We start from the raw sequence: 14001 nt of genomic DNA, 5'->3' as shown, positions 1-14001 counted from the left end.
CCACCTATGCGGAGCCTGCTGATAATACTTTCAGTTTTATTGCTGGTTTCCTGCTCGGGCAGGGAAACGGTAAGCAATACTACTGTGGTAGGTATTTTGCCCTACAAAGGCTTCCCGAAAGAAAAGGTTGATTCCGTAAAGGCGGATATAGAAAAATATTACGGTGTTTCTGTGTGTGTGCTTAATGAAAAGCCACTGCCTGAAACGGCATTTATTAATATTAAGTCACCACGCTACAGGGCCGACAGCCTTATCCGCATACAGCTTCGGCAAAAACCGGACAGCATTGATTATATCATTGGCCTTACCCACAAAGACATTTCTGCACCCCGCTACGAAAACGGAAAGATAAAAGAACCCGTTTGGAAATATAATGATTTTGGCATTATGGGCCTCGGGTATCGTCCCGGTAAGAGTTGCGTGGTTTCTACTTTTCGGTTGAAAACAGCTGATAAACAACTGCATTTTACACGGCTTAAGAAAGTAGCATTGCATGAGTTGGGGCACAACTTCGGGCTGCCGCATTGTCCGAATAAAAAATGTGTAATGACCAGCGCTGCCGAAAAAATAAAGACCATAGACAATGCCAATCCATACCTGTGCGACAATTGCAAGGCAAAGGTTTTGAAATAGAAATGTGCCAAAACTACACCCTGTTTCGGGACAGTGCAGGACAGCCAATCCCAGTATTTTCATAACTTCGGAAATATTTGGCAAAAGCCGTATGTATTTTTTGCAAACAAATAATTTAAAGGGCATTTTTTTGCGTAAACATGCCCGAAGTATTGCAAAACCTTAATATATTTACGTAGGAATAAATAAAACTAAACGAACGCAATGAGCTATTATAAAGTAGACAACCTCGAACAATATTTCAAGCACTATAATAAATCCATACGCGAACCCCGCAAATTTTGGGACCGCATAGCTGATGAAAATTTTACCTGGTACCAAAAATGGGATAAGGTAGTGGAATTTGACATGCAGGAAGCTGATGTAAAGTGGTTTATCAATGCGAAAGTTAACATTACTAAAAACTGTATCGACCGCCACCTCGCCAAAAGGGGCAATAAAACGGCCATACTTTTTGAACCAAATGACCCTAACGAAGAAGCCCAGCACATTACGTATAATGAGTTGTATGACCGTGTAGCCAAAATGTCTAACGCGCTGCGCAGCCAAGGTATAAAAAAAGGGGACAGGGTATGTATTTACCTGCCCATGATACCTGAGCTTGCTATAAGCCTTTTGGCCTGTGCCCGTATCGGTGCGGTGCATACGGTGGTTTTTGCAGGTTTTTCTGAAGCGGCACTTGCAGCACGTATTAATGACTGCGAATGTAAAATGGTTATTACTTCAGACGGTGCTTACCGTGGTAGTAAAACAATAGATATTAAAGGTATTGTAGATGAAGCCCTGAAAACCTGCCCTACGGTAGAGAAAGTGCTTTTGGTAAAAAGGACAAATGCTGCCATAAATGTGGTGGAAGGCCGCGACCTGTGGCTGCAGCCGCTGCTTGATGCAGAAGAAGCCAACAGCGTTGCAGAAATTATGGATGCCGAAGACCCATTGTTTATATTGTATACTTCGGGTTCTACAGGCAAGCCGAAAGGTATGCTGCATACTACTGCAGGCTACATGGTATATTCTGCATATACGTTTAAGAATATTTTTGCTTACGAAGAAAACGATGTGTACTGGTGTACTGCCGATATCGGCTGGATTACAGGGCACTCGTACATAGTATACGGCCCGCTGCTTAACGGCGCTACAACCGTAATTTTTGAAGGAATACCTTCATTCCCTGATTTCGGGCGTTTCTGGGAAATTATAGACAAGCATAAAGTAACACAGTTTTACACTGCGCCTACAGCCATCCGTTCGCTTGCCAAAGAAGACTGGAAGTGGGTAGACGGGTACAACCTGTCTTCGCTTAAAGTAATCGGGTCGGTAGGGGAGCCTATAAATGAGGAAGCTTGGCACTGGTACAATGACCACGTGGGCAAAAAGAAAAGCCCTGTTGTAGATACCTGGTGGCAAACCGAAACCGGTGGTATCATGATTTCGCCTATACCGTTTGTAACACCTACCAAGCCTACGTATGCCACACTACCATTACCAGGTGTACAACCTGTACTAATGGATGAAAAGCGTAATGAAATTGAAGAAAACCAGGTTGCCGGCAGCCTGTGTATAAAATTCCCGTGGCCGGGTATGGCACGCACCATTTGGGGTGACCATAAGCGCTTTAAGGACACGTATTTCTCTACGTTCCCGGGTAAATATTTTACCGGAGACGGCGCCCTTCGAGATGAAGTGGGTTACTACCGTATTACCGGCCGTGTAGATGATGTTATCATCGTATCAGGCCACAATCTGGGTACTGCACCTATAGAAGATGCCATTAACGAACACCCATCTGTAGCGGAGTCTGCCATTGTAGGCTTCCCGCACGATGTGAAGGGTAATGCGCTTTACGGTTTCATCACACTGAAAGAAGCCGGTGCATGGCGTAACCAGGACAACCTTATAAAAGAGATTAACGAACACATATCGAGCCACATAGGCCCGATAGCCAAGCTGGATAAAATACAATTTGTAAACGGACTGCCGAAAACGCGTTCGGGTAAGATTATGAGGCGTATACTTCGTAAAATTGCCGAGGGTGATTTCTCTAACTTTGGCGATACTACCACACTGCTAAATCCTGAAGTGGTAGAAGAAATTAAAGAAGGACGTATCAAATAACCGGTACAAAAAATAATAGTGAAGCCACCGGAATACGGTGGCTTCTTTTTTATAGTTAATATGGTAATTAGGCAGGTATCATTTACTTTAAATAATTAAATTTGTTAGAAGCACTAACGTTAACCAAATGAAACTACCACATGTTTTTCCTCAGGATGCAGCGTCTTTTTTGGCCGCTTCAGGGATAGGTATGTGGCAATACGATGCTGAGGGTAGTGTTGTTAACCTTAATGACATTGCGAAAGCGTTATTTGGTGCAACTTCAAACGCAGTCCCTTTTGAACAATTTATTGGTAGCTCAATTTCTCTGAAAGATGAGATAAAGGCCCTGTTTCAAAACCACATGCCTGTTGAATTCCTGTCTGATACCATAAACGGTACCGTTTTGGTAAAAGGCAGCTATGACAGTACAACAGGTGCTTATCTTGGTACAATACAGAAATACCACCATACAGAATATTCCCCGCAAAAAGATAATTTCTACCGTTCGCTGGTAGAACAGGCTTCGGTAGCGACCAGCCTTTATGTAGGGCCTGAAATGAAAATTGAAATTGCCAATAACGTTATGCTTGGCTATTGGGGCAAAGGCAAAAGTATCCTCGGATTACCTCTGGCGGAAGCCCTGCCCGAGCTCGTAAGCCAGCCCTTCCTTGGCTTACTTGATAAAGTATACACTACCGGTATTGCCCACGAAGAAATTGAAGCTCCGGCACAACTTGTTGTAAACGGCATACTTGGCACCTATTACTTTGACTATACCTATAAACCGGTGCGTAACGAAAGGGGAGAGGTATTCGGGGTGATGAATATAGCGGTAGATGTTACTGAACGTGTACTCACCAAAAAGAAACAATATGAAAGCGAAGCGCTTTTCAGACAGGTTACAGAGCAAAGCCCCGTGGCCATCGGTTTTTTAAAGGGTGAGGAAATGCGGATAGGGTTGGCAAACGATACTTTGCTAAAAATTTGGGGCAAGGACAAAAGTGTTATCGGGCTGCCGCTTATTGAAGGATTGCCCGAAATAGAAGGGCAGGGGTTCACCGAACTTTTGATGGATGTTTTTACCTCAGGTAAAATTTATAAAGGTGATGCTGCTTTGGTAAAGCTGGAACATGAAAGTGTGCTAACTAATTTTTATGTCGACTTTACCTATTCGCCATTACGAAATGAAAAAGACGAAGTTTTCGGAGTATTGGTAGTAGCCAATGACGTTACCGAGCAAATAAGGGTTTTAAAAGAAATTGAAGCAAGCGAGGAAAAATTCAGATCGGTAATCTATTCAGCCCCGGCAGCGGTTGCGGTATTTAAAGGGCCTGATTTGATAGCAGATATTGCCAACGATGAGTTTCTACGCTTTACGGGCCGCAACAGGGAAGGCTTCATAGGCCGCCCATTGCTGGAAAGCATGCCCGAAATAAGAGGGCAGGAGTCGGTTAACCTTATGCGGGAAGTGTATACAAAAGGTATTAAAACCCATCACTTCGGGCGGCAGGTAAACATAATGCGCAATGGCGTGCTAACGCAAAACTTTTATAATGTAAGTTATTCGCCGCTATATGATGCTAATGGTAACATTTATGCAGTGCTGGATATTGCTATAGACGTTACCGAAACCATAAAAGCACAGGAGGCACTCCGCGAATCGGATGCTTCTCTTCGTGGCGCTATTGAACTGGCCGACCTTGGCACCTGGAGCCTTGACCCGGTGGCAGAGCGTTTTACCTATTCGACACGGCTTAAGGAATGGCTGGGGCTCGACGGCGAACCCGAAGTACTTGACGATTCCCTGAGCCAGCTGCATGTAATTGACCAGGAGCGTATCCGTCAGGCCGTATTTAAGGCTATTGATCCGGAAGGTGATGGCTCATTCAATGAAGAATTTAGCATAATTAACCGCATTAACGGCAATGAGCGTATACTGCACGCAGTAGGTAAAACTTTTTTCGATGAAAATGGTATACCATACCTGCTTACTGGTACCGCACAGGATATAACTTCGACAAAAATAATACAGTTGGCACTGGAAACACAGGTAAAGGAACGTACTGAAGCCCTGCAGCGTGCCAATTATGAACTGGAGGAAATTAACCAAAAACTGCTGAATACCAATCAGGAGTTGGAACAATATGCCTATGTAGCCAGCCACGACCTGCAGGAACCGCTTCGGAAGATCAGTATGTTCAGCAACCTGCTAAAAGAACGTGATGCCGATAAGCGTAATGAAGTAACCATTGACAAAATCATTGCAGCATCGCAACGAATGTCATTGCTTATAAAAGACCTGCTGGAATTCTCGCGGCTTATACAACCTAATACGCGTTTTGTACCGGTAGACCTGAACCAGATGGTGCAAACCGTGACCCATGATTTTGAATTGCTTATTGAAGAAAAAGGCGCTTCAGTTATTACAGAAACACTTCCGGTAATTGATGCTGTTCCGTTGCAAATGAATCAGTTATTATACAACCTGATGGGTAATGCCCTTAAATTTACAGCGCCGGGTATAACACCGGTAATAAGGATTTCGGCTACACCGGTTAGTCCTGAAGAAGCTGCACTATACATTAAAACCCCTATGCAGGTAAGTTACTTTAAAATATGCATTGCAGACAACGGTATAGGTATTGAGGAACAATACCAAAAGCAGATTTTTGAAGTGTTTAAAAGATTACATTCCCGTTCAGAATATTCGGGGAGTGGAATAGGGCTTGCGCTTTGCCGCCGTATTGTAAATAACCATAGTGGCAGTATTTCTATACAGTCTGCCCCGGGAAGCGGTACCACATTTTCCATCTACCTGCCGCAGCACCAAAACCTGTAACTTATATTTTCAGTATTGATTTTAGTTTAATGAAAATCAATGCCGTAGTATACGCATTCCCCCATGAACTGTTTCGGTCAGCTTTATCTATTTTGAGTCCGTCACAAAGTTCATCAAGTGTAAATTTAGCATCATCGTCATTAATACCTTTCCAACGCTTAAAAAGCACACTGGTATCCATTACTTCATTTTTCAGACGTCCAAGGTCAAGGCGTTTTAGAGCCTGGTTAATCATCTCGATATCAAGGTTGATATTGTTACCCACAAGTGTAGCATCACCTATAAAATTAAGCAGCTGTATCATAGCCTCAGCTTCCACAACAGGTTCGCTTTCCGTTTTTAAAACAGTGTTAGCTGTATTGTTTTGCTTCGGGTTGATAAGGGTAACATACAGGAAGTCACCCACGGCAATGCCGTTATCTACAATACCAAGTGCTCCTATAGAAAGTATAGTATCTTCTTTCCAGTCCAATCCGGTGCTTTCCACATCGAAAACCACGTAGCGCTTCTTTTTATGTGGTGTTTCGTTATCGAAAAGCGACGCATAATTTTTCCAGAATTGTGGGCTGTTGCCTGTAAGCCATTCAAATGCCATAAATTATCAGCTTAGGTAAGTTAGCGAAAAACGGTTCTTAATCATATCCTGTACATCGGCAATAGGCTGGAAGCTGTTCTTAAGCTTGGCCTTATCCGTCTTGGAAAGTTCATTTATATTAATATACTTACCGTTAGAATCGTTCAGTAATCCATCCTCGGTACGGAAACGTTGAAGGGTATTAAAAGCTTCAGCACATTCTTCAAACAGGTCGGCATGCTGCGGTTCCAGTTCTGCCAGCTTCATAAAACGCTGGTAAGTATTGGTAATCTCGATAAGCCCTTGGCTCAAAGCTAACAATCGTCCTGCATCTACCAACGGCTTTATAGCACGGGTTTTTATATCGAACAAGTCTTTGTGTTCGCCATCAGCTTCCACCAGGAACTGCCTGAAAAAGCCCAATGCAGAAGCATTTTTCAACGTATCAGAAGCAAGGAACGCGAAGAACTTTTTGTTCCGTACAATGCCCTGGCTGATGCTTTCTTTTAATATATCTTCGATGGCGGGGAAGCCATATATAAAGTCAAAATCAAAAAAAAGCGTACTGATTTCAATATCTTTTTCCTTAGGGGTATTTATCCAATCATTATACTGTTTTATCCAGTCGGTCAATGATTTACACCATTTTGGGTTGCGTGCAATGATATTATACGGCGAAAACTCATACCCGACTTTACTTAACGACTCGGTTACAATTTCGGCAAGTTCTATAAAGTAACGTTTTACGGTATCATGCTGCTCCGGAGCCACGTCTTCAAAAACAAGCGCGTTATCCTGATCGGTACGCAGCAGTTGCTCCTTACGGCCCTGACTGCCCATATTTACCCACGCAAAACGGACAGGAGGGAGGTTGCCAATTTTTTCCACGGCAAGCTCTATAGCCCTGCGTGTCAGTGCAATATTCACTTCCGCTACTATATTGGATATGTGCGAAATAGGTATGTTTTTGTCTATCGAATTCTGTATCAGGTCGGTAAGCTTTTCGCGCACGTACTTCAGTTCCTTATTATTAGAAGCCCTGCGTGTTTGCTTAAGCAATACGCCCGGAGTATTGGCCTGTGCCTCAACCACATCATGTTCAGAAATAATACCTGTTACTATGCTGTTATCGGTGCCGTCGCGGGTAACGCAAAGGTGGCCAACTTCATGTTTCAGCATAATCATCTGGGCTTCAGCTACAGAAATATTTTCAGGCACGGTAATTACCGGGCTGGTCATAACCTCGCCGGCAGTGGCCGTAACAGGGAAGTGGCCGGTGGCAATTTTACTACGCAGGTCTTTATCGGTAATAATACCTATAGGGAGTTGGTCTTTTTGTATAATCACACTGCCCACGGCGCTGTTTGCCATAGTGCGGGCAATGTACATCAGCACATCATCCAGATTGGCTGTAATCGGGTTACGTGTATATTTTATCGGCTGGAAATACTGAATATCAACTTCCTGGTCGCTGTAAATGGTATTTTCAGAAAGCAGGCGGCCGCTGCGTTCACGTTCACGGGGGTTGCGCGTTTGCGAAGCAAAACTTTCCAGTAAAAATTCCAAAACTTTTTGGTTTGCAGAAATATACGGTTCAAATACGGCAATTGGCACCGCATATACCCAGGCTTCGTCACGGGCCTTGGCTGTCATTAGATAATCGTTCTTGGCAAAGAACGGGCGCAGGCCTAAAATATCGCCTTCATCACATTTATCTATAAGCATTTCCTCGGCATCAGATGTCAGCATAACACCAACAGCGCCGTCTTTAACTACATAAAAATCAGTGTGCACAGGTTCGCCGCCTTTAAAAAGCGCCTGGTTTTTTTGAAGGTATATGAGCCTGCAACTTTCGGCAACAGCATACAGCTCAGCTGCAGCCAGATAACTGAACGGCGGATAATGCTTTAAAAAATCGGCAACATTCTGCACAACCGGATTTGTCATGTAAAGTATATTTAAGGTTAAAAATACATATTTTAAGACAGCATTAAAAACAATACCTACAGGAATTAGCCTAATAGTTTGTTAAAGTAGGTTAGCTTTAGGGTGTATATAGTTTCAAAATTAAATATTCTATTTTACATAACATAAATTATAAGTCGAATTGGTCGGCGTATTTTGAGGGCAGGTTAGTGGCTCTATTTTACAATAAAATGATTATATAAATCTCTATTCAACTGTATATCAATAAAAAATCCTGTATAATTATACAGGATTCAAACTCAACTAAAAATAGATACAAATATTATGGCCGTGGCCCGTGTGGTGGTTTTGGCCCAAAAAGTTTTGGAAATTCCACAGCCAGTACTTTAAATGATTCCAACTGGTTTGGTTTACAGATTTTTTTAATTGCTGCAAAATGCTCAAAATGTGTGATTTCAATATCATGCTGGTAATTATTAATTACAGCGACTAAACTGTCTTCCTCATTTTGTGTAAAATCTTCCGCTAATAAGCCATACAGTTTTTCTTTTTTGTCCCTGATGGATTTATCAAGCCCGTTAATTGTAGCCCGGTGTTTTTCAATCAGAATATCGTACTGTTTTATTTGTGCAGCATCAAACTGAAGCTCGTTAATAATAATTTCCCGTGGTCTCTGCATACCCGGGCCTTCACCGGTATGCGGACCGTGTTCAGGGCCAAAGAAAATACTTCCTAATAATAACAAATTCAGTAGTATAAGCACAACAAGCGATACTATAAGTAATGTTGTTTTTTTCATCTTTTTGAAATTTAATATAACTGATTACTCGCAGAAAAAGGATTATCAGCCTGGGTTTCAGTTGCGGGTTCCTGTACAGAATTAGCTGCGCCCAAAGCGCGCAAATTGAGCAAAACCAATACTATTACAGAGGCCGCTACAAGCCATAATGTTTTATAATCAACCCTATTGGCTACGGCCTTGTCTTTTATACGTTGCAAAAGATTTTCATCCGGCTGTAGCTTCCTTAAGTTGTTTGTACTGTTTAAAACATCATCAATCCATTGTTCCTTTTCCATACTGATTTAGACGGTTTTATTTAATTTTTCCTGCGGTATTCTTCAAATTTTTGCCCAAACTTTTCCCTCAGTGCTTTTTTAGCCCGTACCTGTAACGATTCTACTGCGCCTATATTAATTCCCATAATTTCAGCTACTTCAGCATTGCCCAGGCCTTCGAGTTTCGATAATAAAAATGCTGTTTTCTGGTTCTCAGGCAAAGTATTTATTACCTGAAAAAGCATGGCTGTTTTCTCTTTATTTTCAAGCAATGCAGCCGGATGTTCAAAACTGGCAGTATTTAGGTATTCCTTTTCCGAACTGCTCTTTTTGCCAAAAACAAAGAACCTCTTTTTACTGTTTTTATGCTTTATAAAATCAAGCGATACATTCACCGTTATGCGGTATATCCAGGTTTTTACAGACGAATTTTGTTTGAAACTGCCCAGAGTATTGTGCACTTTCACAAATACATCCTGTGTAATTTCCTCAGCATCTTCAGTATTCAGCACATAATGCAACGCCAGGTTGAATACCATGATACGGTACTCAAAATAAACCTGGTTAAACGAATAGTGTTGCTGCATTTGCTGTTTGTTTCCTCTTTAGACGAAGTTATTGATTTATTCCTTCGCAGGTTTTACATTTTTTTAGGTTGAACATTTTGTTCATATTTTTTAACTCAAATAGTCTACTAATTTAGTAGAGTTTTATATTTTTGCCATACACAATAACCATCATCTATGGAACATTATAACTATCTGGCCTTTGCCATGCCTGCATTTTTCCTGTTCCTTTTTATGGAATACAAGGCGGCACAGCGGCAAAAAAAGCCCGAATTATTTAGATATGAAAGCTCTATAAGCAACGTAAGCATCGGTATCGCCGAGCGTTTGCTCAACCTGTTTGTTTCGGGTACTTTTTACGGGCTATACTATTATATATATGAGCATTACGCACTGTTCAGTATCCCGAATCACTGGTTGGTTTGGGTTGCATTGATACTTGCAACTGATTTTGTTTGGTACTGGTACCATCGCCTGGGGCACGAAGTTAACTTGTTTTGGGCGGCACACATCGTACATCATCAAAGCGAAGAATTCAACTTTACGGCAGCCGCACGTATTACGACGCTTCAGGCCATAGTACGTACCGCTTTTTGGTGCCTGTTGCCTTTCATAGGTTTCCATCCGGCTATGGTTATTACCATGCTGCTGATACACGGCGCATATTCCTTTTTTACACATACACAGCTCATTCGACGTATAAAATGGCTCGAATATGTATTTATAACCCCGTCATTACACGGTGTGCACCATGCCAGTGATGAAAAATACCTCGATAAAAACTATGGAGATATTTTCGTTTTTTGGGATAAAATGTTCGGTACATTCATGGCGGAAGAAGAACAACCAAAGTACGGCCTCACCCATCCGCTTAACAGTTACAGCTTTTTATGGCAGCACTTCCACTATTATTTTGAAATTGCCGAAAGTTTCCGCAGGGCTAAAGGTTTTAAATTGAAATGGAAAGCTGTTTTCGGCAGCCCGGCGTATATGGACCAGGACATCCGCCCAGAACTGGAAAAGCGTTTTTTACAAGACCGCAGCCTTCAACGTAAAGAATTGCGTTTTAAAGGTTACCTCGCTTTTCAGATACTGCTTTCGGTTGCCATGCTTACCTGGTTTACTTTTTATTTTAATATACTGCATGCTGAAGACAAACTGTTTACAACCGGTTTTGTATTGATAACCCTTATCAACTGCGGGGCGCTTTTAGAACAACGTAAGTGGATTTACTACCTGGAATACGGCAGATTGCTCATGTTGTCTACTTACTTTTTGTACACGCAGGAATATCCGGAATATACCTTTATACCGCTTATTGTTTTCTTTATTGCCGAAAAAGTATTTTCGGTGGGCAAGCGGTACAATGCCTATATTTTGCAGACAAGATAGATTTTTCGCAAATGTTCGTTAATAGAAAAAGTGCGCAGTTGTAATGGCTGTGCACTTTTGTTTTAGGAGGGTTCCACTACCCTATTTTTACGCCGGTCATGTTCAGTGAGCCGCCTACCAGCTTGTCATTAAAGAAGCCGATATCATCCTTGCTATCCTGTAAAGCCAGGGTATACAGCAACGGATAATAATGATCGGGCGAAGGTATGGCCAACTTTGCAGCACTACTTAGTGACTCATATTTAATAAGCTCGGCATGGCTGCGGTTGCTTATTTTTTCTTTAAAAATGCTGTTCATTTCTATGGCCCACTCGTAACCGTAGTTTGGTTCGTTCAGCCTTTGCCAGTCTACCATACGAAGGTTGTGTACCATATTACCGCTGCCAATTATCAGTACACCTTTTTTACGCAAAGCGGCAAGCTGCTTACCCAGGTCATAATGATATTGTGGCGGTTTGGCATAATCGATGCTCAGCTGTACTACAGGTATATCGGCATCAGGGTACATGTGGCGCACTACCGTCCAGGTACCATGGTCAAGTCCCCATTCGTGGTGGTCCAGCCCTACCCTTGTGGTTGTAATTAGTCCTGATGTTGCCTCTGCCAACTCCGGGCTTCCGGGAGCGGGATACTGCACATCAAACAACGCCTGTGGAAACCCGCCAAAATCGTGTATGGTACGGGGCTGCTCCATAGCAGTAACATGCGTGCCATACGTAAGCCAGTGTGCCGAAACTACTAACACTGCTGCCGGCTTCGGTATTTCTTTACCAAAGCGAGACCAGGTCTGGCTAAACTCATTGTCTTCAATACCGTTCATAGGCGAACCGTGGCCTATGAATAGCACCGGCATTTTTACATCATCCTGTCTAAGGTTGTCTGTCCAGTTTTTAAAGTTATGCAGCGACATGATTATAATATTTGTATATACAAATGTAGTAAATATTTACTCAGGCTTAGTGATTTGGCATAAAAAATAAAACGCCATGGTTTGGGTACCACAGCGTTTTAAAAACCAATCAAAAACCAATTATGAAAAAAACTTTACTTCCTTTATTTGTTGCACCTTAGTGCTTTACCGGTTTTGTTTAAGAAGCCCCGGGGCTTTCACTCATCAACATTCACCCCAGGGCGCTTTAACTTTCAAAAACCAAACCAATATGAAATTTCTAACCTCATGAATCTCAAAAGCTCTCACTTGCTTCAGGATTACATGACAAATGTACGGCGGTTTTACAGCCTTGGTGAGTATTTTAGACGAATGGCCGATTTAGTTTCGGTGAATGGCAGGTTTGTAGTTGTGAATTGTAGTTGTTGAATATAAATCATTGATTTACAAATATTTAAAATTTAAATATTTATTAAATTCACATCTTAAAACGTAAAATCCACGGGAGTTAATACCGTGGATTTGTAATGTATATGGTTTTTATTTTTAGCAGTCTGCGTTGTTTACCGTAACGGCAAGCCCGCCTTCGCTGGTTTCTTTATACTTATTATTCATGTCCTGTGCTGTCTTCCACATAGTGTCTACTACCTTGTCTAAAGGTACTTTAGCATGCTTAGGGTCGGTTTCAAGGGCAAGCTCTGCCGCATTGATGGCCTTAATCGCCCCCATAGTATTACGCTCTATGCACGGTACCTGTACCAATCCACCTATAGGGTCGCAGGTCATGCCCAGGTGATGCTCCATGGCTATTTCGGCTGCTATAAGGCATTGCTCGGGTGAACCGCCCATAACTTCGCAAAGCGCTGCCGCTGCCATAGCGCTCGATACACCTATTTCTGCCTGGCACCCACCCATGGCCGCACTTATGGTAGCGCCTTTTTTAAAGATACTTCCTATTTCGCCAGCCACCATTAAAAACTGCTTAATGTGGTTTTCGTCGGCCTGGTGATTTTCTATTACCAAATAGTACATGAGCACTGCGGGTATTACCCCTGCACTGCCGTTTGTAGGTGCAGTAACCACACGGCCTAATGCAGCGTTGACTTCATTAACGGAAAGCGCAAAGCAACTCACCCACTTTAATATCTGGCGAAATTTCACCTCAGTTTGGCGGATTACCTGTAGCCATTCCTGTGGTGAAGAATACGGCAGCGTACCTATAAGGTTGCAATGCATATCGTATGCACGGCGGCGCACGTTAAGCCCGCCCGGCAGTATGCCTTCAGTATGGCAACCGGTGTACATACATTCCAGCATGGTGTTCCACACACGCATCAGTTCGTGGTGTATTTCCTCCTCGGTACGTATCGATTTTTCATTTTCATATACCACACCCGATATGCTTTTGCCCAATGTATTACAATAGGCCAAAAGTTGGTCGGCTTTGTCTATAGGATATGGGAATGATTTGCGTATTTCTTCTTTTTCTTTTGCGACAACACGCTCTTCCTTAACTACAAAGCCCCCTCCTATTGAATAGAACGTTGAAATATATTCTGTGTCGTTGTAGTAGGCTGTAAAGGTAAAACCATTGGCATGGAATGGTAAAAAATCACGGTTAAAAACAATGTCTTCAGCAATTGTAAAGCCAATTTCACGGCTGTCACCAAGGTTCAGCTTATGGTTAACACTGATGTTGTCTATGGTTCCCGAGATACTTTCCACAGGCACATACTCAGGGTCGGCGCCACTAAGGCCAAGCATCACGGCAAGATCGGTGGCATGGCCCTTCCCGGTTAGGGAAAGCGAACCGTATAAATCTACTTTTACGCGGTGTACAGCATCAAAAATACCTTCAGAGCGGAGTTCGTTTAAAAAGCGTTCGGCACCACGCCACGGCCCCAGTGTATGGGAACTTGACGGGCCGACGCCTATTTTTAGCATATCAAAAATTGAAATACATTCGGTCATAGCAAAACGTGGCAAATGTTTAAATAAATATCAGGAAATACCACGCCCAAAAATAATT

The 14001-nt window shown here is 42.5% G+C and carries 11 protein-coding genes; 4 read left to right on the top strand and 7 right to left on the bottom strand.

From position 1 onward, the window contains the following. Positions 1–6 precede the first annotated feature (6 nt). The 3 genes from ACZIX4_RS09770 (at position 7) to ACZIX4_RS09760 (ending at position 5569) form a co-directional block, all read left to right on the top strand. Positions 7–633 (top strand): matrixin family metalloprotease, encoded by a 627-nt coding sequence (locus ACZIX4_RS09770; protein WP_463335448.1) that lies wholly within the window; start codon positions 7–9, stop codon positions 631–633. A gap of 204 nt (positions 634–837) precedes the next feature. Beyond that, a complete protein-coding gene (gene acs / locus ACZIX4_RS09765) occupies positions 838–2748 on the top strand; it encodes an acetate--CoA ligase (RefSeq protein WP_463335447.1) in 1911 nt (636 codons plus the stop codon). A gap of 127 nt (positions 2749–2875) precedes the next feature. Further along, on the top strand, positions 2876–5569 hold the full coding sequence (locus ACZIX4_RS09760; protein WP_463335446.1) for a PAS domain S-box protein: 2694 nt from the start codon (positions 2876–2878) through the stop codon (positions 5567–5569). Position 5570: 1 nt separating this feature from the next. On the opposite strand, the gene ACZIX4_RS09755 is transcribed toward ACZIX4_RS09760, so the two are convergent. The 5 genes from ACZIX4_RS09755 to ACZIX4_RS09735 all read right to left on the bottom strand — a co-directional run bounded on the left by ACZIX4_RS09755 (position 5571) and on the right by ACZIX4_RS09735 (position 9712). Next, positions 5571–6164 (bottom strand): 3'-5' exonuclease, encoded by a 594-nt coding sequence (locus ACZIX4_RS09755; protein WP_463335445.1) that lies wholly within the window; start codon positions 6162–6164, stop codon positions 5571–5573. Between the two features lie 6 nt (positions 6165–6170). Then, a complete protein-coding gene (locus ACZIX4_RS09750) occupies positions 6171–8090 on the bottom strand; it encodes a DUF294 nucleotidyltransferase-like domain-containing protein (RefSeq protein WP_463335444.1) in 1920 nt (639 codons plus the stop codon). 301 nt (positions 8091–8391) lie between these two features. After that, on the bottom strand, positions 8392–8868 hold the full coding sequence (locus ACZIX4_RS09745; RefSeq protein ID WP_463335443.1) for a hypothetical protein: 477 nt from the start codon (positions 8866–8868) through the stop codon (positions 8392–8394). 11 nt (positions 8869–8879) lie between these two features. Beyond that, positions 8880–9146, bottom strand: a complete 267-nt coding sequence (locus ACZIX4_RS09740) for a hypothetical protein (RefSeq protein WP_463335442.1) — start codon at positions 9144–9146, stop codon at positions 8880–8882. A 20-nt stretch (positions 9147–9166) separates the two neighbouring features. Next, positions 9167–9712: an RNA polymerase sigma factor gene (locus tag ACZIX4_RS09735; RefSeq protein WP_463335441.1), complete on the bottom strand. Its 546-nt coding sequence runs from the start codon at positions 9710–9712 to the stop codon at positions 9167–9169. A gap of 156 nt (positions 9713–9868) precedes the next feature. Between ACZIX4_RS09735 and ACZIX4_RS09730 the strand changes: the two genes are divergently transcribed. Next, the gene (locus tag ACZIX4_RS09730; RefSeq protein WP_463335440.1) at positions 9869–11083 is read left to right on the top strand and encodes a sterol desaturase family protein; all 1215 of its coding nucleotides are present in this window, start codon (positions 9869–9871) and stop codon (positions 11081–11083) included. Positions 11084–11159: 76 nt separating this feature from the next. On the opposite strand, the gene ygiD is transcribed toward ACZIX4_RS09730, so the two are convergent. Continuing rightward, entirely contained in the window at positions 11160–11993 is an 834-nt protein-coding gene (gene ygiD, locus ACZIX4_RS09725) for a 4,5-DOPA-extradiol-dioxygenase (RefSeq protein WP_463335439.1), read from the bottom strand. A 525-nt stretch (positions 11994–12518) separates the two neighbouring features. Next, a complete protein-coding gene (locus tag ACZIX4_RS09720) occupies positions 12519–13943 on the bottom strand; it encodes an L-serine ammonia-lyase (protein WP_463335438.1) in 1425 nt (474 codons plus the stop codon). Positions 13944–14001: the final 58 nt, after the last annotated feature.

It is taken from the genome of Flavobacterium niveum (genome assembly GCF_055231775.1).
Note: the sequence above shows the minus strand (reverse complement) of the source record. Positions and strands in the feature narration are given on the sequence as shown.

Bases quoted from the DNA above. Each gene is read 5' to 3' on its own strand.
- ACZIX4_RS09720 (WP_463335438.1), bottom strand. From the start codon at position 13,943: ATGACCGAATGTATTTCAATTTTTGATATGCTAAAAATAGGCGTCGGC.
- ACZIX4_RS09730 (WP_463335440.1), top strand. From the start codon at position 9,869: ATGGAACATTATAACTATCTGGCCTTTGCCATGCCTGCATTTTTCCTG.
- ACZIX4_RS09740 (WP_463335442.1), bottom strand. From the start codon at position 9,146: ATGGAAAAGGAACAATGGATTGATGATGTTTTAAACAGTACAAACAAC.
- ACZIX4_RS09735 (WP_463335441.1), bottom strand. From the start codon at position 9,712: ATGCAGCAACACTATTCGTTTAACCAGGTTTATTTTGAGTACCGTATC.
- ACZIX4_RS09745 (WP_463335443.1), bottom strand. From the start codon at position 8,868: ATGAAAAAAACAACATTACTTATAGTATCGCTTGTTGTGCTTATACTA.
- ACZIX4_RS09750 (WP_463335444.1), bottom strand. From the start codon at position 8,090: ATGACAAATCCGGTTGTGCAGAATGTTGCCGATTTTTTAAAGCATTAT.
- ACZIX4_RS09770 (WP_463335448.1), top strand. From the start codon at position 7: ATGCGGAGCCTGCTGATAATACTTTCAGTTTTATTGCTGGTTTCCTGC.
- acs (WP_463335447.1), top strand. From the start codon at position 838: ATGAGCTATTATAAAGTAGACAACCTCGAACAATATTTCAAGCACTAT.
- ACZIX4_RS09760 (WP_463335446.1), top strand. From the start codon at position 2,876: ATGAAACTACCACATGTTTTTCCTCAGGATGCAGCGTCTTTTTTGGCC.
- ygiD (WP_463335439.1), bottom strand. From the start codon at position 11,993: ATGTCGCTGCATAACTTTAAAAACTGGACAGACAACCTTAGACAGGAT.
- ACZIX4_RS09755 (WP_463335445.1), bottom strand. From the start codon at position 6,164: ATGGCATTTGAATGGCTTACAGGCAACAGCCCACAATTCTGGAAAAAT.